Below are 22,317 nucleotides of genomic sequence, written 5' to 3'. Positions count from 1 at the left end.
GGAGGTGCGCTTATGAGAGCGAGTGGTATATTATTGCCGGTTGCAAGTCTTCCATCAAAATACGGGATTGGCGCTTTTTCTAAAAGTGCTTATGAGTTTGTAGATAAATTAAAGGCAGCAGGCCAGAAATACTGGCAGATTCTCCCGCTGGGACCAACCAGCTATGGAGATTCTCCGTATCAGTCATTTTCGGCATTTGCAGGAAATCCTTATTTTATTGATCTGGACGCATTGGTAGAAGAAGGACTGCTTACAAAGGAAGAATGTGAGGCTTGTGATTTCGGGGATGATCCGGGACGAGTTGACTATGAGAAGATATATAATGAAAGATTTAAGCTGCTGCAGGAAGCTTTTTTCAGGAGCAGGTCAGAGAATAACCAGGATTTCCAGACATTTATGAATGAGAATAAAGAGTGGCTGGATGATTACTGCCTGTACATGGCTGTGAAACGCAGGTTCAGGGGAGTAAGCTGGAGCGAGTGGGACGAGGATATCAGAGGAAGAGAGCCTGAGGCCATGAACAGGTACAGGGAGATGTGTTCCTCTGAGATAAGATTCTACGCATTTATGCAGTTCCTGTTCAGAAACCAGTGGCTGAAGCTGAAGGCATATGCAAATGAAAATGGGATCAGTATCATTGGGGATATTCCAATCTATGTAGCATTCGACAGTGCGGACACGTGGGCGGCTCCGGAAATGTTCCAGTTTGACAGCAGCCTGCATCCGACAGCTGTGGCGGGCTGCCCGCCTGATGGATTCTCAGCTACGGGGCAGCTGTGGGGAAACCCGCTCTATGACTGGGAATATCACAGAAGAACGGGATATGCATGGTGGATAAGAAGGATGCGCCACAGCTTTAAGCTGTATGATACTGTCAGGGTGGACCATTTCAGAGGTTTTGATGAATACTATTCTATACCGTATGGTGATGCCACTGCAGAGTTCGGCTGCTGGAAGAAGGGGCCGGGGATAGAGCTGTTTGAGGTGCTGAAAAGGGAGCTTGGTGACATGCCTATCATAGCCGAAGACCTGGGATATCTGACGCCAAGCGTCATAAAGCTTGTGAAGGATTCGGGCTATCCTGGTATGAAGGTCCTGGAGTTTGCCTTTGATTCAAGGGAGGAAAGTGATTATCTCCCCCACAACTATGATAAAAACTGTGTGGTTTATACGGGCACCCATGATAACCAGACACTCTCTGCATGGTTTGGCGAGCTGTCCGGGGAGGACAGGGAGCTGGCCATGGACTATCTGAACCTGTATGGCAGGGACAGAGAAGAATATAACTGGGAATTTATAAGACTGGCACTTGAAAGCGTGGCGGATCTGGCAGTTATTCCCATACAGGACTATCTGGGACTGGGAGCGGAGGCCAGGATAAACAGGCCTTCCATTCTTGGGGGGAACTGGGCCTGGAGACTCAGAGATGGAGAGTTCACGGATGAACTGGCGGGAAAGATCAGGAAGCTGACGAAAATATATGGAAGGCTTTGAGGCGGAAATATTATGTAAAATTATGCCTCATATAATCATACCTTGCTTTTTTCGCCTTTAATTGATAGAATATTAACAGATTCGCGTTCTGCAAAGAGTTTTGAGCAGATCTGAAAAGAGGTAAGGCGATGGAAAGTATCACAATCAAAGATGTGGCCAGACTTTGCGGGGTGGGGGTAAGCACAGTTTCCAGGGCAATGAATAATCATCCGGATATTAATCAGGAAACAAAAGAAAAAATCATGCAGGTGATCAGGGATTACAATTATGTGCCCAATAACAGCGCCAGGAACCTGAAACGTACTGACGCGAGGACGATCGCAGTTTTGATCAAAGGTATCACGAATCCTTTTTTTTCCAGGATGATCAAAGTATTTGAGGAGGAGATACAGAAGAAAAAGTATTCTTTTGTACTTCAGCATGTGGATAATAAGCAGGATGAGGTGGATGTGGCGATCGAACTGGAAAAGGAAAAGAGACTGAATGGAATTGTCTTCCTGGGAGGTTTCTTTTCGCATTCTGAGGAAAAGCTAAAGCAGATACCTGTTCCCTTTGTACTAAGCACCATAGGGCTGGTGGGCACTGCTGATAAAGATGAGTATGCCTCCGTGTCCGTGGATGATGTGAAAGAAAGCTACAAGATGACGGATTATCTGATTAAAAGCGGTCATAAGCGGATAGCCATAATCTGTGCGGACAATGATGATGAGAGTATCGGCAAGCTGCGTCTGGAGGGCTACAAGATGGCGCTTCATGATAATGGGATAGAGCTGGATGAATCAATCGTCTGTCCAATGAAGGAAGAACTGGACGGCTATAGTATGGAAAATGGTTATGCCGTGACGAAGGAACTGCTGGAATCCGGCAAAGAATTTACAGTTATCTATGCTATTTCTGACAGTGTGGCGATTGGAGCCTGCAGAGCAATAGTAGATGCAGGAAAAAAGGTTCCTCAGGATTATTCAGTGGCAGGATTTGACGGCCTGGACCTGGGTACTTATTACAATCCTTCCCTGACGACTATACGTCAGCCTGTAAAGGAGATGGCAGAAGCAACCATTAAGATCCTGTTTGATCTTATCAAGAAGAAGCCGGCAGAGAACCACCGGATATTTGAGGGAGAGCTGATCCAGGGAGAGTCAGTGAGAAAATTGAATTAATTGCAGCCGGGGCGTACTTAAGACGGCTGCCATATAAAAGACAAAGACGTGTATCAGCTGCCGGCTGGGCACGTCTTTGTCTTTTATATGGCAGCAAAACGGCAGAGAATAAGGCTGTATGCTTTGTGTTATTTGACTTACTGCGTTGACAAGACAAAGTAAATGAATTAAAATGATAACTATTCAGCAGGTCTGTGCATTTACTGCACAGAATGAGCGAGAGAATTAATTTAACAGGCATGCGGGATGCCAAGAAGAACAGGTGGCGTTTATGGGAATCATAAGAGCTGAAAAGCTGAGTTTTGAATATACAAAATTTACAGAAGATGGGAATATTGAATCTGTAAACAGAGCGGTGGACAATGTGGACCTGGATGTAAAGAAGGGTGATTTTATTGCGATCCTTGGGCATAACGGTTCGGGAAAGTCTACACTTGCCAAGCATATCAATGCTATTCTTCTGCCGACAGAAGGAGCGCTCTATGTAGACGGGAAGGATACAAGAGATGAAAGCAGTCTCTGGGATATCCGCCAGGAAGCAGGCATGGTATTCCAGAATCCGGACAACCAGATCATTGGAAGTGTTGTGGAGGAGGACGTGGGATTTGGCCCTGAAAATATGGGGATACCGTCAAAAGAAATATGGGAGAGAGTGGAAGAGAGCTTAAAGGCAGTCGGAATGTGGGAATACAGGACAAATTCCCCCAATAAGCTCTCGGGAGGCCAGAAGCAGAGGGTGGCTATTGCAGGAGTGGTAGCCATGCATCCGAAATGTATCGTGCTGGATGAGCCCACAGCCATGCTTGACCCAAACGGGCGGAAAGAAGTGATCAGGACAGTCAGGGCTCTCAATGACGTGGAGGAAGTCACGGTCATTTTGATCACCCATTATATGGAAGAAGTTATTTATGCGGATAAGATCATTGTTATGGATGAGGGAAAAATCGTCATGCAGGGAACGCCAAGGGAAATCTTTTCCCAGGTGGATACGCTGAAAAAATACAGGCTTGATGTGCCTCAGGCCACTCTGCTGGCCCATGAACTGAGAAATGCAGGTGTCGCCCTGCCTGAGTGCATCTTAAGTGTTAAGGAATTGGTGGATGAATTATGTCAATTAAAATAGAACATCTTTCTTATGTATATGGAGAAGGTACGGCTTTTGAAAAGAAAGCTCTTGATGATATCAGCCTGGAACTTCCGGACGGGCAGTTTATTGGGATCATAGGACATACGGGCTCAGGCAAATCAACTCTGATCCAGCATCTCAACGGATTGATAAAGGCAACCTCCGGCCAGATTTATTATAATGGCCAGAGTATCTATCAGGATAATTATAATATGAAGGAACTGCGCAGCAAGGTAGGGCTGGTATTTCAGTATCCTGAGCACCAGCTTTTTGAAATCGATGTTTTTACAGATGTATGCTTTGGGCCGAAGAATCTGGGGCTGTCACAGGAAGAGACAGAAGAGAGGGCCAGGGAAGCTCTGGAGCAGGTTGGGCTTGGTGAGGAATTCTACAGACAGTCGCCGTTTGAGCTTTCAGGCGGGCAGAAGCGCAGAGTGGCCATAGCAGGGATTCTTGCCATGAAACCCGAAGTACTCATTCTGGATGAACCCACAGCTGGTCTTGACCCCAAAGGGAGGGATGAGATACTGGACCAGATAGCCATGCTGCATAAAGAGAGAAAGATCACGGTGATCCTTGTCTCACACAGTATGGAAGATGTGGCTAAATATGTGCAGAGGATCATTGTAATGAACAGGGGAAAGGCCATGTATGACGGAGCGCCCAGGGAAGTGTTTAAACACTACAGGGAGCTGGAAGAAATCGGACTGGCTGCCCCGCAGGTAACTTATGTAGTGAACAGTTTAAAGGAGAAGGGCTGGGATATAAAAACAGATGCCACCACGGTGGAAGAAGCCAGGGATGCGATCCTCATAGCCCTCAGAAAGTAGAGACCCATGTTAAGAGATATCACTTTAGGACAGTATTATCCTGTCAATTCTATAATCCACAAGCTTGACTCAAGGGTAAAGCTTGTGGGGACGCTGGCGTTTATCATATCACTTTTTTTCTTTAAATCCTTTGCGGGATATGCAGTAGCAGCCCTGTTTCTGGGGATAGTGATTAAATTGTCCAAAGTGCCCCTGAAGTTTATGCTGAAAGGCCTGAAAGCTATTATCATCCTGCTTTTGATCACGGCAGTATTCAATCTGTTTCTCACACCGGGCAGGCCTCTTGTAACGCTGTGGAAGCTGACTATCACTTATGAAGGACTTCGTCAGGCTGCATTTATGACGATCAGGCTGATATTTTTGATCGTGGGGTCCTCTGTCATGACGCTGACTACCACGCCCAATAACCTGACAGACGGCATGGAAAAAGGCCTCCGTCCTCTGGGTAAGCTGCGTGTGCCAGTGCACGAGGTGGCTATGATGATGTCGATCGCACTGAGATTTATCCCCATATTATTGGAAGAAACAGATAAGATCATGAAGGCCCAGATAGCCAGGGGCGCTGATTTTGAGAGCGGCAATCTGATCAAGAAGGCAAAGAGCCTTGTGCCGCTTCTTGTACCGTTGTTTATCTCGGCTTTCCGCCGTGCCAATGATCTGGCCATGGCCATGGAGGCCAGAGGGTATCATGGAGGGGAAGGAAGGACGAAAATGAAGCCCCTCATCTATCAGAACAGGGACAGGATAGCATACCTGATCCTGCTGGCCTATCTGGTGGTCTCTATTGCCATAGGGCGGTTGTCACCAGTCTGATGGGGAGATTTAGCGATTGTGAGGAGAGCAGTTTGAGGAAGATCAAGCTTATCGTAGCTTATGACGGCACGAATTACTGCGGCTGGCAGTACCAGCCTAATGGAATAACTATAGAGGAAGTATTGAACAGGCATTTAAGTGAGCTTCTGAAGGAAGAGATAAAGGTGGTCGGAGCCAGCAGGACTGATTCAGGCGTACATGCACTGGGAAATGTGGCGGTTTTTTGTACGAAGGCCAGGATGCCGGCAGACAAGATTTCCTTTGCGCTTAATACAAGACTTCCTGAGGATATAAGGATACAGGATTCCTGTGAAGTACCGGAGGAGTTCCATCCCCGGTTCGCGGATACAGTAAAGACTTATGAGTACAGGATCCTTAACAGACGTTTTCCTGATCCTACCAGGCGCCTGTATTCTTATTTCTATTATTATCCCCTGGATGTGGAGAGGATGAGGGAAGCCGCGGCATATCTTGTTGGGGAGCATGACTTTAAGAGCTTCTGTACCCATAAGCCGGAGGTGGAGAATACGGTCAGGACAGTGTATTCCCTGGATATTGAGAAAGAGGGAGATATGATCTGCATACGAATACGCGGAAACGGCTTTCTTTATAATATGGTCAGGATCATCGCGGGCACCCTTATCAGGGTAGGCGGAGGCAGCATAGAGCCTGGGGACATAAGTGAGATATTAGAAGCAAGAGACAGGAGAAGGGCAGCTGAGACAGCGAGGCCGGAAGGACTGACGCTTGTAAAGATCGAGTATGTATAAAATATTTGTGGGAAACGTTATAAAGGCAGGAATGGCCGTCTGCAGCTGATGCAGGCGGTTTCTTTTTTGGGGGGATGAGGAATACCCCCTTCTCCTGAACATATAAAACTGTATTTTATACAAATATGCTTGAAAGAAGATAAAGCAGAACGTATACTTAGGGTGTCAAAACAAGTTGCACAAAATGGCGGAAAGATGGAGAATGATATGTTAAAGATCGCAGTTTGTGATGATGAAAAAATTATACTTGAGCAGATAAAAAGATACGTGGAGGCATTTGAGGTGCCCTCCTCTGTGGATGTATATCACAGCGGAGAGGGGCTGCTGATGTCGGGAAGGCATTATGACATTATATTTCTGGATATAGATATGCAGGGGATCAATGGGATCGAGACGGCAAGGCGGATCAGGAGGTCTGATAAAAAGGTGAAAATCATTTATGTCACAGGCTACAATGATTTTGCCAGCTCAGCTTTTTCTGTCCATGCATTCGGATATCTCTTAAAGCCTGTAAAACAGGAACAGATACACAGGCAGCTGAGGGAGGCTGTGTCATACACAGAACAGGAAGCGCCTGTGCAGACTGTGCGCTTTGAGACAGAGTCGGGTATCAAAGACCTGGATATTAAAGAAATCTATTATTTTGAATATCTGGACAGAAAAATACAGATAAAGACGGATGCAGGCATTTACCGGCTGAAGGGCAGCATTACTATGATGGCGGAAAAAATGGAAAAGTACGGTTTTTGTATGCCGCACAAAAGTTTTGTGGTAAATCTGTACCAGGTAAAAAGCCTTAAGGGGTATGACATTACCATGATGGATGGGAGTGTGGTGCCTCTCTCACAGAAAAAGTCCGTGGAATTCAGAGAAAAGCTCAGCAGTTTTCTGGCTCGGCAGATATAGGGGATAGGGTATGGGGATTCTGGAGATTTTAAATCTTATTTTAGGGTTGGTTTTCGAACCGATTGCATTAGTTTACAGCGCCTATTATTTTATGAGCAATGTGGAGAGGCGGGTATATCTGCCAAAGAAATATTATGTGGCAGGTTTTGCGGTTTTTATAATAGCTGTCACTGCAGGCAGTCTTTTTTTCAGGGATGACAGGATTTCCGCAGTCACAGGTATAGTACTGATCTCTGTGCTGGGATATTTTTTCTTTCAGAGAAGCCTGGTGGGAGTTGCTTATGATATTGTTTTTATTATTGGTGTATTTCTGTGCCAGACAGCAGTTATTATGGCGGCAGAGGTGGTAATATTGGAAAATGGGCTGGGAAGCGTGCTCTTTTTTGCAGATGTCAGTCTTGTGATCAAGATCGTTACAGTCGTACTTCTCACCCGGCTTTTTGTATATGCGGTGAACAGAGTAAAGTTTGCATCCCTTCCTAAGCTGCTTCTGTTCAGCATTCTGATCCTGCCTGTCTTCAGTATTATTTTTCTTCTTTCCATGTGGGAGTCCTCTGTCCTTTATTTCCAGATGAAAGGATTCGGGCTGTATGTGCTGAATGCTATCCTGCTCATTATTGTCAATCTTTATTTTATATATTTATTTGGTTATGTTTTCAAGGCCAGAAATCTGGAAAGGGATCTGAAGGTATACAGAGAGAAGAATGAGATTCAGTTCCGGTATTATGAGGAGCTGGAGAAAAAGTACCAGGAATCCAGAAAAATGATACACGATATGAAAAACCATCTGCAGGCAGTTGAGGAGCTCTACGGGTCAGGGGAGACAGAAAGGGGCAGCAAATACGTAAAAGGAATGTACCATCTCTTAAATTCTTATGGTGAGAAGTACTATTCAGACAATAAAATGTTAAATATCATCTTAAATGATAAGTTCACCCAGGCTGAGAGGGACGGAGTCAGGACAAAGGCCATGATGGGGGAGGCAGATCTTAGTTTCATGTCAGATCTGGATATTACTACGATATTTGCAAATCTGCTGGATAATGCACTGTATGCTTCCAGACAGGTTAAAAATTCAGATATAACGATCAAAATGGATACATTCAATGAATTCATAGTAGTCAGTATCCAGAATTCAGCAGTCCAGCCCCATGAAATAGAATGCAGCCAGAAAAGAAACCGGGAAGGCCATATGGGTCTGGGACTTGTAAATGTCAGGCAGACACTGGAAAAATATCACGGGACTCTGCAGACTGAGCAAAATGGGGGAGAGTTCCAGGTCAATATAACGATTCCTATAAACGACGTGCATCAGAGGATGCAGAGTGAGGCAGGGAGGGGTTAACATGAATATCGGATTTATCTTCTGTGCAGTGCTTGCGGTCTTCTTTATAATAATGGCCGGCATATTTGCAGTTATGGGAGAAAAAGGCGCTATGCTGGTGAGTGGTTTTAATACAATGCCAAAAGAAAAAAGGGAACTCTATGACAAGAAGAGGATGAGCCGCGACCAGAGAAACATGTTCCTGATATGGGCGGCCATTATGGGGGCAGGGGCAGTATTATCCCTTCTTGTATCCGCATATATGGGTGCGGCGGCAGGTGCTGTCTGGCTTATTATGTTTTTCCGGGAAGTACATTTAGATGCGGATAAGGAATTTGCGAAATATTTGAAGCAGATAATAATATGTATGGTCCTTATCCTGGGGACAGTGGCAGGCTGCAAAGTGGATAAGGGACTTGCAGACTGTTTTGATGAGGATACCCTGAAGAAGACAGGAGAACAGGCTGTCACATATGTAAATCAGCGTGAGTATGAGAAATTCAGGGATATGTTTTCAGAACAGTATAAGGATAATGTTACAGAAGAACTTTTTGAAGAAATCACAAGTTATTCTGATAAGATGGGGGAGTTTGAAAAGTTCGAGAAGGGGGCTGTCATGGGCCAGACAGACGAAGAGACAGGGGCAAGCTATGCAGGAGTAATTGTCGTGGCCAGGTATGAGAAAGGAAAGATCCAGTACAGGCTTGGTTTCACAGACGATATGAAGCTTATCCAGTTCTTCCTCTGAGGCTGAAGAGGCCCGGAAATAAAGGAAAAAAATGAAAAAAAGTTATTGACACACACGGACTTGTGTAATATAATATCTCAATGTGACGTAGTACGTGAACGCATGAACCAAAGCCCCGGTAATGGCGTTTTACTATAAGCAGCAAGAGTGTAACAGTATGTTACCATTAATTATCCAAGGAGGTAAACCAATGAAAAGTTATATGGCTAGTCCATCAACAATTGAAAGAAAATGGTATGTAGTAGACGCTACAGGATATACATTAGGTCGTTTGTCATCAGAAGTAGCAAAGATCTTAAGAGGTAAGAATAAACCTACCTTTACACCGCACATCGATACAGGTGATTATGTAATCATCACTAATGCTGAAAATATCAAAGTTACCGGAAAGAAATTAGACCAGAAGATTTATTACCGTCATTCTGAGTATGTAGGCGGAATGAAGGAAACTACCTTAAGGGAAATGTTAGATAAGAAACCTGAAAGAGTTATCGAACTGGCTGTTAAGGGAATGCTTCCAAAGGGACCATTAGGAAGACAGATGATAACAAAACTTCATGTATACGCTGGACCAGAGCATGATCATGCAGCTCAGAAGCCAGAAGTATTAACATTCTAAGAGGAGGTAAAGAACATTGGCTAACGGAAAATTCTACGGAACAGGAAGAAGAAAAAAATCTATCGCAAGAGTATATGTAGTACCTGGTACAGGTAAGATTACTATAAATAAAAGAGACATTGATGACTATTTTGGTCTTGAGACATTAAAGGTTATCGTTCGCCAGCCATTAACGGCTACTGAGACAACTGATAAGTTTGATGTATTAGTAAACGTACACGGCGGCGGAACAACAGGACAGGCTGGTGCCATCAGACACGGACTTTCCAGAGCTCTGCTTCAGGTAGACAACGATTACAGACCAATCCTGAAGAAAGCAGGTTTCTTAACAAGAGACCCGAGAATGAAAGAAAGAAAGAAATACGGTCTCAAGGCAGCTCGTCGCGCGCCTCAGTTCAGCAAGAGATAATCTGCTGTTCAAACCGTATCAAAATGGTTCAAAAACCCCGGAAAATCAAGGTTTTCCGGGGTTTTACTATATCTAAACGGGCTGATATAGTTTGACCAAATTTAGCAAAACGAGAGCCGTTTTCACCCAATTTTTAGTGGTCCGCAAGTGGTTAACCGGCCAAAAAGAGGGCAAAAAGAGGGTCAAGTGGTGCCCAAAGTGGTTAACCGAGAGCCGATTTTGTAGGTGTTTTGGGGGCTACTTTTCAGCCAGCCTTCCTCTTGTTTTGGGCTGTGGCAGTTTGGCATAGTTTGACCTAATTTGAATAATTGAATATGAATTTGATGTAGCACTCAGTATAAAATGACTGGGTGCTTTTTTCATTTCAGGAACTCGTATTCCGGCGATAGAAAGAGCCGTCACTTCACTTTTTATTTTGAAGTGGCGGCTTTTTCTATTTCCAGAAGCAACAGCAATAATCAGAAATGAGGTGAAGTCAATGAACACGCAAATCATCGCCATCGCCAACCAGAAAGGCGGCGTTGGCAAGACAACAACCTGTGCCAACTTGGGAATCGGGCTGGCACAGGCCGGGAAGAAAGTCCTGCTGATCGACGGAGATCCGCAAGGGAGCCTAACCATCAGCCTGGGCAATCCCCAGCCGGATAAGTTGCCCTTTACGCTGTCAGACGCAATGGGCCGTATCCTGATGGATGAGCCGCTCCGTCCCGGCGAGGGTATCCTGCACCACTCAGAGGGCGTAGACCTGATGCCTGCGGACATCCAGTTATCCGGTATGGAAGTATCCCTGGTAAATGCCATGAGCCGTGAGACTATCTTGCGGCAATATCTGGACACGCTGAAGGGGCAATACTCCCATATCCTCATCGACTGCCAGCCCTCCCTTGGAATGCTCACAGTCAATGCGCTGGCCGCTGCAAACAGGATCATCATTCCCGTTCAGGCGGAGTATCTGCCCGCCAAAGGGTTGGAACAGCTGCTCTCCACGGTAAACAAGGTAAAGCGGCAGATCAACCCCAAGCTCCAGATAGACGGTATCCTGCTGACGATGGTGGACAGCCGGACCAACTTTGCAAAAGAGATCTCAGCACTCCTGCGGGAGACCTACGGCAGCAAGATTAAGGTGTTCGGCACAGAGATTCCCCACTCTGTCCGGGCTAAGGAAATCAGCGCCGAGGGAAAAAGCATTTTTGCCCATGATCCTGGTGGCAAGGTGGCAGAGGGCTACAAAAATCTGACGAAGGAGGTGTTGAAACTTGAAAAGCAGCGCGAAAAAAATAGAGCTGGCCTCGGTAGATGATCTGTTCTCCACCGAAGAAGGTCGCCAGGATGCAAAGCTGGAAAAGATTCAGGAAATTCCATTGTCTGAACTGCATCCGTTTAAGAATCACCCATTCAAAGTCAAGGATGACGAAGCCATGATGGAGACCGCTGACAGTATCAAGCAGTATGGTGTTCTGGTTCCGGCGATTGCCCGGCCGGACCCGGAGGGCGGTTATGAGCTGGTAGCCGGACACAGGCGGCACAGAGCCAGTGAACTGGCAGAAAAGGAGACTATGCCGGTCATTGTCCGTGATCTGGATGATGATGCCGCCACAATTATTATGGTTGACAGCAACTTGCAACGAGAAAGCCTTCTTCCAAGCGAAAGGGCCTTTGCCTATAAGATGAAGCTGGATGCCATGAAACATCAGGGGGAGCGAGTTGATTTAACTTGTTCCCAAGTTGGGAACAAGTTAGAGGGCAAGAAGTCCAGTGAGATTTTGGCAGAGCAAGTAGGTCAGAGTAAAAACCAGATTTTTCGCTATATCCGTCTGACAGAGCTGATTCCTGAATTGATGGATATGGTGGATGAAAAGAAGATTGCCCTGAACCCTGCCTATGAGCTGTCCTTTCTCAAAAAGGAGGAACAGGTAGACCTGTTGGACGCGATGGACAGTGAACAGGCTACACCTTCCCTTTCCCAAGCCCAGCGGCTCAAGAAGTTCAGTCAGGAGGGGCATCTCTCTATTGATGTGATGAGGGCTATTATGGGTGAGGAAAAGAAAAGCGATCTGGATCGTGTGACATTTACTTCTGATACTCTGCGGAAGTATTTCCCCAAAAGTTATACGCCAGCCCGGATGCAGGAAACCATTATCAAGCTGCTGGAACAATGGCAGAAAAAACGCCAGAGAGACCAGGAACGATGAAAGGAGCCGCCTATGAAGGATATTTCAGCCAGGGAGCTGAAAGGGCATAACATTCTCGCCGTAGAAAGATTTTGGGATAACACCCGCTGGATGATCGAGTTTTCCATCCTGCGTCCCGGCACTACTTACGGAAGGCACGGAGATGAAATGCGGCTGTTTTTGACAGAGGACGGGTATCAGGCCGCCCTGCAAAGTCAGCAGCGCAGGGAGATCAAAATCAAAAGGTGCGCCCGTGTAATTGAGGGTCATGTCCTGGATGTAAAGAAAAAACGGAGGAAATAAGATGTTTAGAGAAAAAGAAATCTGCAATGCTATCAGGACGGCGTATCTTTATCTTTTCCCCGACAAAAAGGAGCGGAAAAGGGCGCTTTCCAGATTGAACATGGAACTTGTGGTGCAGTCTGTCCGCTATCGTGGGGAAAGTGTTCTTGCCTACCAGACCGCAGGAAATCATGAGTGTTCCCTGAACTACTATGGGCCGGAGTTGCTTCCACAGCGGGGATTTTGCATTTACCAAAAAACTATCCAAAGTCATTCCACACAAGTGGAGGCTTCATGTATCCGGGAACTATGGCTCTTGGAGGACGGACGGTTTGTGGAGGTGTCCTGCGTGAATACGAAATACCGCTCAGCATATGAAAGGTTTTCCACCTGTTACCGCACTATCCATCATATCGTCAGGGAGCGGGACTGGCAGGACTATCCAGCGGAGGAGGTTGCCGACGCCTTTGAGGACATCAGCCGCTATCCCTTTGATGGGAGACCAGGAGTTTTCTATGAAGTTTGAGCCGCGTCTTTACTGACAGCGGCTTTTGTTATTCCCTGACCACAGGAAGGAGTGAAGTGAATGGCAGTCTACCGCGTACAACGGACACGCGATTACACCGTTATGTCAAATTATCATCTGAAGGATAAAGGGCTGACCTTAAAATCTAAGGGCCTGCTTTCCATGATCCTGTCGCTTCCAGAGGAGTGGAATTACACGACCAGAGGGCTGGCTTCCATCTGTAAGGAGGGTGTGGACGCTATTGGCTCTGCGCTCAAAGAGCTGGAAACAGCCGGCTACATTGTCCGCAGGCAGCTTCGCGGAGCAAATGGCCGTATTACTGATACTGAGTACATCATTTATGAGCAGCCTCAGCCAAAGAAGCCGGATATGCTGCCGCCGGATGTGGTTTCACCAGATACGGAAAACCCGGATATGGTAAGACCGGATATGGAAAAGCCCGCAGAATTAAATATAGAGAAATCAAATACAGAAAAATCAATTACTTATGGATCAAGTACCGATTCCATTCCCTTCCGGGAAACAGCGGCGGCAAGACCGCCGGAACGGAAAGGAAGGGATGCGATGTCTGTCACAGAGATAGAAAATTATCGGGAATTGATTTTGGAAAATATCGAGTATGACTGCCTGAAGCAGCGTTATCCGCTCTACTTGGATGACCTGAATGAGATCGTAGAGCTGATGGTGGAAACGGTCTGTGCCAGAAGAAAGACCACCCGGATCTCTGGGGCAGACTTCCCCCACGAGATCGTGCGTTCCCGCTTTTTGAAGCTGGGCAGCTCACATATCGAGTTTGTCATGGACTGCCTGCAAAAGAACACCACCCAGGTACGCAACATGAAGCAGTACCTGCTTGCGGTGCTGTTCAATGCGCCTACCACCATGAGCAATCATTACACTTCATTGGTCAACCACGATATGCACACAGGCGGCTGGTAAGGCCGTCTTTTATTATGCCAAAGGAGGCACGACATGAACCAGATGGAAATTTTCAAAAACCCGGAGTTTGGCAGTATCCGAGTCATTGAAGAAAACAGCAAATACTTGTTCAGCGGAACGGATGTGGCCGTTGCGCTGGGGTACAGCAATCCCCGCGATGCAATTATCCGCCACTGTAGGTATGTCGTGAAACGCGACGCACCTCACCCACAAAGCCCCGACCGCAAAATCAGTATGACTTTTATCCCCGAAGGAGATTTGTACCGACTGATCGTTCACAGCAAATTGCCATCGGCAGAGCGGTTTGAACAGTGGGTGTTTGATGAGATCCTGCCTACCATTCGCAAGCATGGAGCTTATCTCACAAAAGAAAAATTGTGGGAGGTAGCCACTTCACCAGAGGCTTTGATGAAACTCTGCTCGGATTTGCTGGCTGAGCGCGAAGCGAATGTTTCTCTGCGTAAAGAAAATGCACAGTTGGAGGGCAAAGCCGCTTTCTATGATCTGTTCATCGACTTAAAGCACAGCACCAATCTCAGGACTACTGCCAAAGAGCTGGATGTGCCGGAGCGCCGGTTTGTCCGGTTTCTTCTGGAAAAGCGGTTTGTGTATCGCACTGCATCCGGCAATGTGCTGCCCTATGCCAATGTTAAAACTACGGGGTTGTTCTGTGTGAAGGACTACTGTAATCACGGGCATACCGGTTCCTACACGCTGGTTACGCCCAAGGGAAAGATCTATTTTGCCCAGCTGCGGGAGATGATCTTGTTGATTCCATAAGAACGGAAAGGAAGTGAATTTTATGCCAGAAGGCAAAACAATCGGTCAGCTGATGGAGGAAATGCGCCAGAAAGCCGGAGCGCAGAACTACCACGGCCATGACTACATGGATTTGGAGCGATTTGCCGAGGACACCAGGCACATGATTATCTTCGATGTGCTGACTAACGACTCTCCGGTGGGCTGGAAAGGAGAACGCACCCGTCTGTTTTTGACGGAGGCTGGATACCAAAAAAGTCTGGAAAACCAAGAAAAAGGCCACATCAAGATTCTCAGCCATGCAAAGGTCAGAAATGGGGAGTTGTTCTATGACCACAAAGAACAGATACGATAGGAGGAATCCGATATGAACGAGGAAAAGAAAGTCCCATTCAAGTGGGAGTTTGGAGAAGAAACCATATCGCTGCAACTTGGGATGTATGCGAATAATCAGCGGCTTTATATCGGCATGATTACCCACACAGAAGATGGGGCGGAACCATTTGCAGATATGACGGTAAACCTTCCGGGGTATTCCCTGGAACCTGGAGAGGCGTTTATTTCCGGTGACATCAGTAAGGACCTGCTGCGATTCATTAAAGAGAACAAATTGGGGAAGGTGCTTCCCTATCAGGTACAGTCCGGTTATGGGAAATATTCTGCTGTTGCTTTTGATCTGGAGAAGTTGAAAGCATTTGACCCCAAAGGTGTGGCAGAGTTTCGGAAAGAGTGGAATCTGCCGGATAAGAAGCCGGTAAAGAAAAAAAGCCGCGGGATGGAGCGATGAAGCAATACCTTCTCCGGCGGCTGGTGATCCCGCCTTAGAAAGAAATGCACCATCCCTGCACATTTTGTGGAAAGGAGGCGTTGAAAATGCAGGAAGAAGTGGAAAACAGGACTTTAACGCTGGTTGTCAGCGGAACAAAGTTCACTGGCAGGCTGTTTAAGGCCGCCATCACCAAGTACCTTGCCCACTGCAAGGAAAAGAAGCTGCAAAAGCAGAGAAGTCGTGACGCTCCTGTGACACCCCACGGCAAACAGACCGTCAAGCAGCTCATTGGCCAGAACCAGGGGATCTCCAATATCGAGATTACAGACCCCTCCATCAAGGAATTTGAGAAGATCGCCCGGAAATATGGTGTGGACTATGCGGTGAAGAAAGACCGCAGCAGCTCCCCGCCCAAGTACCTGATCTTTTTCAAAGGCCGTGACGCCGATGCGCTGACCGCTGCATTTACCGAGTATACCAGCAAAAAGGTCAAGAAAGCCGAGAAAACGGAACGCCCGTCTGTGCTGGCAAAACTCAGTCAGTTCAAAGAGATGGTCAAAAATGCCGTGGTGGACCGCACCAAGCGAAAGGAGCTGGAACGATGAAAAAGCAGTTTGACATCAAAAAGCTCGTTTTGCTGAACCTGCCCTATCTCCTGATGGGGCTGTTTGCTACTAACTTCGGGGAAGCATGGCGGCTGGCTCAGGGGGCAAATGCTTCAGAGAAATTCCTTTCCCTGTTTGCTGTCCTGCCTGGAGCGCTGCAAAGTTTCTGGCCCAGCCTGCACCCATTGGATCTGCTGGTGGGGCTGTGCTGCGGTGCCGGTCTGCGTCTGGCGGTGTACCTCAAAAGTAAAAACGCGAAGAAGTACCGACATGGGCTAGAGTATGGCTCTGCCCGTTGGGGGACCCGTGAGGACATCGCTCCCTACATCGACCCGGTGTTCCAGAACAATGTCATTCTCACGAAAACCGAAAGCCTGACCATGAACAGCCGCCCCAAGGACCCAAAGACCGCCAGAAACAAGAATGTTCTGGTGATCGGCGGCTCCGGTTCCGGTAAGACCCGCTTTTGGTTGAAGCCAAATCTCATGCAGATGCACTCGTCCTATGTAATTACGGACCCCAAGGGAACCATTTTGGTCGAGTGCGGAAAAATGCTCCAAAGGGGCGCACCCAAGCTGGGGAAGGACGGAAAGCCCATGAAGGACAAGCAGGGAAAGGTCATCTATGAGCCATACCGGATTAGGATGTTGAATACCATCAATTTCAAGAAGTCCATGCACTATAACCCTTTTGCCTATATCCATAGCGAAAAGGACATCTTGAAGCTGGTAACGACGCTGATTGCCAACACCAAAGGCGAAGGCAAGGCCGGGGACGATTTCTGGGTCAGTGCGACACGTTCGCATACAAACACTATTCCACAGGGAGCAAAGCTCTGTGGGCGCTAAGACCGAGTAGTGCTAAAAATGCGGAGCCTCCGAGATAATTCGGAAGCTACAACTGATACTGCGACAGGTGGAATGAGGGAGTAACGCCCTGAAACGCCTGACCTGAAAACTACGGCTGGCGTTGGCTGGAAACGGCCAGGGTCAGAAGCCCGTTAAAGACGGCTGACTGCGTTCGCTCTGTGCGCGGTAAACAATGGAAACAGCGGCAGGTGCATAGCAAGCCAGAGGTGGCTGTGAGCGTTAGGCCGGGGGTCTATAAAATGCCTATGGCGAGAATGTCCGAAAGGGCAGGCCAATCTGCGATAGTACGGGTCTAAAAGAAGAGTGGGGCTAATCCCCCTATCCCGCAAGGGAGCCAGTGTGGAAGAGTAAAAATTTGTCCCTATGAAACTCCATGCGCCGTTACAGGCGGCGGCAAGCTGGCAGGTCCATAGTAGAAACCTAAGGGCATATGGAAAGATAGCAGTATCGGAACGTGGGGAAAGCCTATCGCGTATATCATGGGCCAACATGGTATATAGGCTGTCGAATCATATAAGCAGTCGAAGCGGTGGGTAAAGTAGTGGCGATAGCGGTGATGTTCCCTGTAATGGGGAATGGAGTGACAGCCACGAGTCAACAGCAAGGCAAAACACTAATCACAAGTGAGCAGTAGGATTTCGGGTACGACCAAAAGGTCAATCTTCCCTCAAAGGAGTTGATGCCTATATGGTTACCGAGAACAAACGAAGAAGTACAACTAAGAAACCGAAAAAAGTCAATAATCTGCGCTATGCCGAGTATTACGATATGCAGGAAACTTTTGATGGGCTATATGCGAAAGCTGCAAAAGGCGAGACATTTGATAGTCTGATGGATTTGATATTCAGCAAAGACAACATCTTACTTGCCTATCGGAACATCAAGGGCAATGGCGGAAGCGTGACACCCGGCACGGATGGGCTGACAATTCGGGCTATTGAGAAATGCAGCCCGGAAACGTTGGTTCAGAAGGTACGAAACATTACCAAGAATTACAGCCCACGGGCTGTACGGAGAAAAGAAATTCCAAAGCAAAGTGACCCAAGCAAGACCCGTCCGCTGGGTATTCCATGTATCTGGGACAGGTTGATACAGCAATGTATTCTCCAAGTTCTGGAGCCAATCTGTGAGGCAAAATTCAGCGAGAATAGCTACGGGTTCCGGCCCAACCGAGACTGTGAACAAGCCATAGCCGCGTCCTACCGGCATATGCAGCAATCTCATTTGCACTATGTTGTCGAGTTTGACATCAAGGGATTTTTCGATAACGTAGACCACTCGAAACTGATTAAGCAGATGTGGGCGCTGGGAATCCGGGACAAACGACTGATTTACATTGTCAAGCGCATATTAAAAGCCCCTATCCAGTTAGAGAACGGCACAACGGCGGCCCCCGTTAAGGGTACGCCTCAGGGCGGTATTATCTCGCCCCTGTTGGCAAATATCGTGCTGAACGAACTGGATTGGTGGGTAGAAAGCCAATGGGCAGATAACCCGGTGGCTGTGGCGCGGGGCAGAAACAGGCAGTTAGGCGGCAACACCGTATTCGACAAAAGTCATGGATACCGCGCTATGCGTACAACCCGCTTAAAAGAAATGCACATTGTCCGATATGCCGATGATTTTCGTATATTCTGTCAGAATAAGGACAGCGCAGAGCGGACGCTGATTGCGGTTACCAAATGGCTGAAAGAACGGCTGAGGCTGGACGTATCCCCGGAAAAGACACAGGTGGTAAATCTCAATAAGCATTACTCCGAATTTCTTGGTATCAAAATGAGGCTCACGAAGAAAAAGAACAAGCTGGTGGTTCAATCGCGCGTTAGCGAAAAAGCCGTTAAGCGGATTAAAACCGAGGCCAAACAGAAAATCAAGAATATAGCCCGTCCGCCAAAGGGCATGACGGAGGCAAGAGCGATTTTGAATTATAATGCTTTCGTCATGGGTGAACACAATTACTACCAGATGGCAACAGGGGTCAGTCTTGATTTTCGTGACATAGGCTACGAGCTTACCCGGACTATGAAGCGTCTGGGCGACAGATTGAAAAAGGAGCCAAAAGATAATATTGGTGGTGCTGTCGTAGACCGCTATAGTTGCTCTAAATTGATGCGTTACATCAAAAATCTTCCTGTTGCTCCCATCAGCTATGTTCGTACTAAGGCCCCAATGTGCAAGAAAAGGTCTATTCAGAAATACACGCCGGAAGGCAGAGCGGAAATCCATGAAAACCTTGGTTTTGATACCAAGATGCTCAGGGCACTTTTGCGGCAGGAAGTCCACGAGCAAAGTGCCGCGTATGCGGATAACCGTCTATCACTCTTTTGTGCGCAATATGGAAAGTGTGCGGTTACTGGTCAAGTGTTTGAATCTTTGGGAGATATTCATTGCCACCATAAGTTACCGAAGAACAGGGGTGGCAGGGATAACTACCAAAATCTGATTATTGTCCGGGAAAGCGTACATATTTTAATCCACGCTACATCTGAATCGACCATAGCAAAATGTCTATCTGAATTGAGCCTCAACAAACGCCAACTTGCAAAACTCAATAAACTCCGCAAAGAAGCGGGAAATCCGCCTGTTTCTGCCTAATCGGTTTCGGCAGAAACAGGTGCAGACCACTTAAAAAAAAAATGTTCATGGTAATAACTTGTGATAACGTGTGCGAATTGTTGTTGATGGAGCGCCGTGTGACGGGAAAGCCGTCATGCACGGTGCGGGGTGGGGGAAAAGCCGGAAACATTAGAACCTGTAGGCTTACCTATCACCATAAGCAGAGACCTTGCTGTATTGCGCGTTGATTGGGTATATCCACTATGAAGCTCCGGTGGAGGAGCAGAACTTTTCCACCCTCATAGAGTTCATCAACGCCATGGAAGTCCGGGAGGATGACGAGGAGTTCAAGAACCCCGTGGATCTGATGTTTGACGCATTAGAAGCCGAGAAGCCAAACCACTTTGCGGTGCGCCAGTATAAGAAATATAAGCTGGCCGCCGGAAAAACAGCCAAGTCGATTCTTATTTCTTGTGGTGCGCGCCTTGCCGTATTCGACATTGCAGAGCTGCGTGAGGTCACAGCTTATGACGAGTTGGAGCTGGATACTCTGGGAGACCGGAAAACTGCTCTGTTCCTCATTATGAGTGATACAGATGACAGCTTTAACTTCCTGATCTCCATGTGTTATACCCAGCTTTTCAACCTGCTCTGCGAAAAGGCGGACGATGTGTATGGCGGCAGGCTTCCAGTCCATGTGCGCTGTCTCATTGATGAAGCCGCCAATATCGGGCAGATTCCTCGTCTGGAAAAGCTGGTGGCCACCATCCGAAGCCGTGAGATCTCCGCCTGTCTGGTGTTGCAGGCGCAGAGTCAGCTCAAGGCGATCTATAAGGATAATGCGGATACCATCATCGGCAACATGGATACTTCCATCTTCCTGGGCGGTAAGGAGCCGACCACCCTCAAGGAGCTGGCTGCCGTGCTGGGCAAGGAAACCATCGACACCTACAACACCGGAGAGAGCCGTGGCCGGGAAACCTCCCACTCTCTCAACTATCAAAAATTGGGGAAAGAGCTGATGAGCCAGGATGAGCTTGCTGTTATGGATGGCGGCAAGTGTATCCTCCAGCTGCGCGGTGTGCGTCCTTTCCTTTCGGATAAGTACGACATCACCAAGCACCCCAATTTCAAGTACACTGCCGACGCGGATGACAAGAACGCTTTTGACATTGAAGCATTCCTGTCCGCAAGGCTGAAACTCAAGCCCAATGAGGTCTGCGATGTATATGAAGTAGACACAAAGGGCGCTTAACTTCGTTCCGCTTTTGAAGGGAGTGATCTTATCTATTCGCCGCACCTGCCCTCTACGGGCCATTGGCGTACAAAGCGGACAATCGCAAGAAAAAATAATGAAAAAGGAGGACAGCCGGAATCACGCCCCCGGAAACCGGGCGGCAGATTGTTCCGGCTTTTGTATGCCTATGAAACATGACAAACCTATTTTTTAATCAGATTCCGGCTAACAAACTATATGGCATTTTTTGAACAGGCAATTACCGTTCTTCAGACCCTCGTTATCGCGCTCGGTGCCGGTCTCGGTATCTGGGGCGTTATCAATCTCTTGGAGGGCTACGGAAATGATAATCCGGGCGCAAAATCACAGGGAATGAAGCAGCTCATGGCCGGCGCTGGTGTAGCCGTAGTCGGCATGGTTCTTGTACCTCTGCTCTCCGGGCTGTTCTCTGTCTAATCGTCCCCGCAAAATCCTTGCCGCTCCCGCAGCTTTGCGGGGGCGGCGGAAAGGAGGTTGACACCGTATGGATTTCTTACTTGAAGCCCTGACAAATTGGCTGAAAGAAATGCTGGTGGGCGGTATTATGAGTAACCTTTCGGGGATGTTTGACAGCGTAAACCAACAGGTCGCGGATATATCCGTACAGGTAGGCCAGACCCCACAGGGATGGAATGGCAGTATTTTCAGTATGATTGAGAATCTGTCCAACTCCATCATGGTGCCGATTGCAGGCGTGATCCTGGCTATTGTGATGACCGTAGACCTGATCCAGATGATCGCAGACAAGAACAACCTGCATGATGTGGATACTTGGATGATTTTCAAGTGGGTGTTCAAATCAGCCACTGCCATCCTCATTGTCACAAACACATGGAATATCGTGATGGGCGTCTTTGATATGGCGCAGAGCGTGGTGGCACAGGCGGCAGGGATCATCGGTTCGGATGCGTCTATTGACATTTCCTCAGTTATGACCGATTTGGAACCGAGGCTGATGGAAATGGATCTGGGGCCGCTATTCGGGCTTTGGTTCCAATCCCTCTTTATCGGCATTACCATGTGGGCGCTGTATATCTGCATCTTTATCGTCATTTATGGCCGTATGATCGAGATTTACCTTGTGACCTCGGTGGCTCCCGTTCCAATGGCTGCCATGATGGGCAAGGAATGGGGCGGTATGGGACAGAACTACCTCCGCTCCCTGCTGGCGCTGGGCTTTCAGGCGTTTCTCATCATCGTCTGCGTGGCAATTTATGCTGTGCTGGTGCAGAACATCGCTCTGGAAGATGACATCATCATGGCAATCTGGAGCTGCGTGGGCTACACCGTACTGCTGTGCTTTACGCTGTTCAAAACCGGCAGTCTCGCAAAATCAGTCTTTCAGGCGCATTAAAACGGAAGGAGG

At 47.6% G+C, this 22,317-nt stretch carries 23 protein-coding genes and 2 pseudogenes; all 25 read left to right on the top strand.

Features of this window, described 5'->3' with window-relative positions; translation table 11 throughout:
- The first annotated feature begins 12 nt into the window (after window positions 1-12).
- The 25 genes and pseudogenes from malQ (at window position 13) to NSB28_RS09745 (ending at window position 22,305) form a co-directional block, all read left to right on the top strand.
- Window positions 13-1,494 (top strand): 4-alpha-glucanotransferase, encoded by a 1,482-nt coding sequence (gene malQ / locus NSB28_RS09870; protein ID WP_109625058.1) that lies wholly within the window; start codon window positions 13-15, stop codon window positions 1,492-1,494.
- 128 nt (window positions 1,495-1,622) lie between these two features.
- Entirely contained in the window at window positions 1,623-2,654 is a 1,032-nt protein-coding gene (locus NSB28_RS09865) for a LacI family DNA-binding transcriptional regulator (protein WP_109625057.1), read from the top strand.
- 271 nt (window positions 2,655-2,925) lie between these two features.
- Window positions 2,926-3,777, top strand: a complete 852-nt coding sequence (locus tag NSB28_RS09860) for an energy-coupling factor transporter ATPase (protein WP_109625056.1) — start codon at window positions 2,926-2,928, stop codon at window positions 3,775-3,777.
- Entirely contained in the window at window positions 3,762-4,610 is an 849-nt protein-coding gene (locus NSB28_RS09855) for an energy-coupling factor transporter ATPase (protein ID WP_109625055.1), read from the top strand. Before NSB28_RS09860 ends, NSB28_RS09855 begins: the two co-directional genes overlap by 16 nt.
- 6 nt (window positions 4,611-4,616) lie before the next feature.
- The gene (locus NSB28_RS09850) at window positions 4,617-5,423 is read left to right on the top strand and encodes an energy-coupling factor transporter transmembrane component T family protein (protein ID WP_109625054.1); all 807 of its coding nucleotides are present in this window, start codon (window positions 4,617-4,619) and stop codon (window positions 5,421-5,423) included.
- 32 nt (window positions 5,424-5,455) lie between these two features.
- Window positions 5,456-6,193, top strand: coding sequence for a tRNA pseudouridine(38-40) synthase TruA (gene truA, locus NSB28_RS09845; protein ID WP_109625053.1), 738 nt, complete (start codon window positions 5,456-5,458; stop codon window positions 6,191-6,193).
- Between the two features lie 207 nt (window positions 6,194-6,400).
- Window positions 6,401-7,099, top strand: coding sequence for a LytR/AlgR family response regulator transcription factor (locus tag NSB28_RS09840; protein WP_109625052.1), 699 nt, complete (start codon window positions 6,401-6,403; stop codon window positions 7,097-7,099).
- A 10-nt stretch (window positions 7,100-7,109) separates the two neighbouring features.
- Entirely contained in the window at window positions 7,110-8,444 is a 1,335-nt protein-coding gene (locus NSB28_RS09835; RefSeq protein ID WP_109625051.1) for a sensor histidine kinase, read from the top strand.
- A gap of 1 nt (window position 8,445) precedes the next feature.
- A complete protein-coding gene (locus NSB28_RS24700) occupies window positions 8,446-9,171 on the top strand; it encodes a DUF3887 domain-containing protein (protein WP_109625050.1) in 726 nt (241 codons plus the stop codon).
- Between the two features lie 190 nt (window positions 9,172-9,361).
- Complete coding sequence (gene rplM / locus NSB28_RS09820; protein ID WP_109625049.1) at window positions 9,362-9,790, top strand: 50S ribosomal protein L13; 429 nt, start codon at window positions 9,362-9,364, stop codon at window positions 9,788-9,790.
- Window positions 9,791-9,806: 16 nt separating this feature from the next.
- Complete coding sequence (gene rpsI, locus NSB28_RS09815; protein ID WP_109625048.1) at window positions 9,807-10,199, top strand: 30S ribosomal protein S9; 393 nt, start codon at window positions 9,807-9,809, stop codon at window positions 10,197-10,199.
- A gap of 478 nt (window positions 10,200-10,677) precedes the next feature.
- Entirely contained in the window at window positions 10,678-11,499 is an 822-nt protein-coding gene (locus NSB28_RS09810; RefSeq protein ID WP_087168780.1) for a ParA family protein, read from the top strand.
- Window positions 11,456-12,391, top strand: a complete 936-nt coding sequence (locus NSB28_RS09805) for a ParB/RepB/Spo0J family partition protein (RefSeq protein WP_109625047.1) — start codon at window positions 11,456-11,458, stop codon at window positions 12,389-12,391. The genes NSB28_RS09810 and NSB28_RS09805 overlap by 44 nt, the downstream gene beginning before the upstream one ends.
- A 12-nt stretch (window positions 12,392-12,403) precedes the next feature.
- Window positions 12,404-12,673: a DUF5720 family protein gene (locus NSB28_RS09800; RefSeq protein ID WP_109625046.1), complete on the top strand. Its 270-nt coding sequence runs from the start codon at window positions 12,404-12,406 to the stop codon at window positions 12,671-12,673.
- Between the two features lies 1 nt (window position 12,674).
- A complete protein-coding gene (locus tag NSB28_RS09795) occupies window positions 12,675-13,178 on the top strand; it encodes a hypothetical protein (protein WP_109625045.1) in 504 nt (167 codons plus the stop codon).
- Between the two features lie 60 nt (window positions 13,179-13,238).
- The gene (locus NSB28_RS09790) at window positions 13,239-14,117 is read left to right on the top strand and encodes a DUF6017 domain-containing protein (protein ID WP_109625044.1); all 879 of its coding nucleotides are present in this window, start codon (window positions 13,239-13,241) and stop codon (window positions 14,115-14,117) included.
- Between the two features lie 33 nt (window positions 14,118-14,150).
- A complete protein-coding gene (locus NSB28_RS09785) occupies window positions 14,151-14,897 on the top strand; it encodes a BRO family protein (protein ID WP_109625043.1) in 747 nt (248 codons plus the stop codon).
- Window positions 14,898-14,919: 22 nt separating this feature from the next.
- On the top strand, window positions 14,920-15,231 hold the full coding sequence (locus NSB28_RS09780; RefSeq protein WP_109625042.1) for a DUF5720 family protein: 312 nt from the start codon (window positions 14,920-14,922) through the stop codon (window positions 15,229-15,231).
- A 12-nt stretch (window positions 15,232-15,243) separates the two neighbouring features.
- Entirely contained in the window at window positions 15,244-15,663 is a 420-nt protein-coding gene (locus tag NSB28_RS09775; protein ID WP_109625041.1) for a DUF4313 domain-containing protein, read from the top strand.
- An 86-nt stretch (window positions 15,664-15,749) separates the two neighbouring features.
- Complete coding sequence (locus NSB28_RS09770) at window positions 15,750-16,250, top strand: PcfB family protein (RefSeq protein ID WP_109625040.1); 501 nt, start codon at window positions 15,750-15,752, stop codon at window positions 16,248-16,250.
- Window positions 16,247-17,044: pseudogene (locus NSB28_RS09765) on the top strand (type IV secretory system conjugative DNA transfer family protein); the annotation flags it as partial. The gene NSB28_RS09770 and the pseudogene NSB28_RS09765, both read left to right, overlap by 4 nt.
- A gap of 762 nt (window positions 17,045-17,806) precedes the next feature.
- Window positions 17,807-19,714, top strand: coding sequence for a group II intron reverse transcriptase/maturase (gene ltrA, locus NSB28_RS09760; RefSeq protein ID WP_109625038.1), 1,908 nt, complete (start codon window positions 17,807-17,809; stop codon window positions 19,712-19,714).
- A 181-nt stretch (window positions 19,715-19,895) separates the two neighbouring features.
- Window positions 19,896-20,930: pseudogene (locus NSB28_RS09755) on the top strand (VirD4-like conjugal transfer protein, CD1115 family); the annotation flags it as partial.
- 219 nt (window positions 20,931-21,149) lie between these two features.
- Window positions 21,150-21,368 carry a Maff2 family mobile element protein gene (locus NSB28_RS09750; RefSeq protein WP_003525154.1) on the top strand — a complete coding sequence of 73 codons (219 nt, stop codon included), beginning with the start codon at window positions 21,150-21,152 and terminating at the stop codon, window positions 21,366-21,368.
- Between the two features lie 67 nt (window positions 21,369-21,435).
- Entirely contained in the window at window positions 21,436-22,305 is an 870-nt protein-coding gene (locus NSB28_RS09745; protein ID WP_109625036.1) for a VirB6/TrbL-like conjugal transfer protein, CD1112 family, read from the top strand.
- The last annotated feature ends 12 nt before the right edge of the window (window positions 22,306-22,317 follow it).

The organism is Murimonas intestini (assembly GCF_024622195.1).
GTDB classification, from domain to species: domain Bacteria; phylum Bacillota; class Clostridia; order Lachnospirales; family Lachnospiraceae; genus Murimonas; species Murimonas intestini.
Note: the sequence above shows the minus strand (reverse complement) of the source record. Positions and strands in the feature narration are given on the sequence as shown.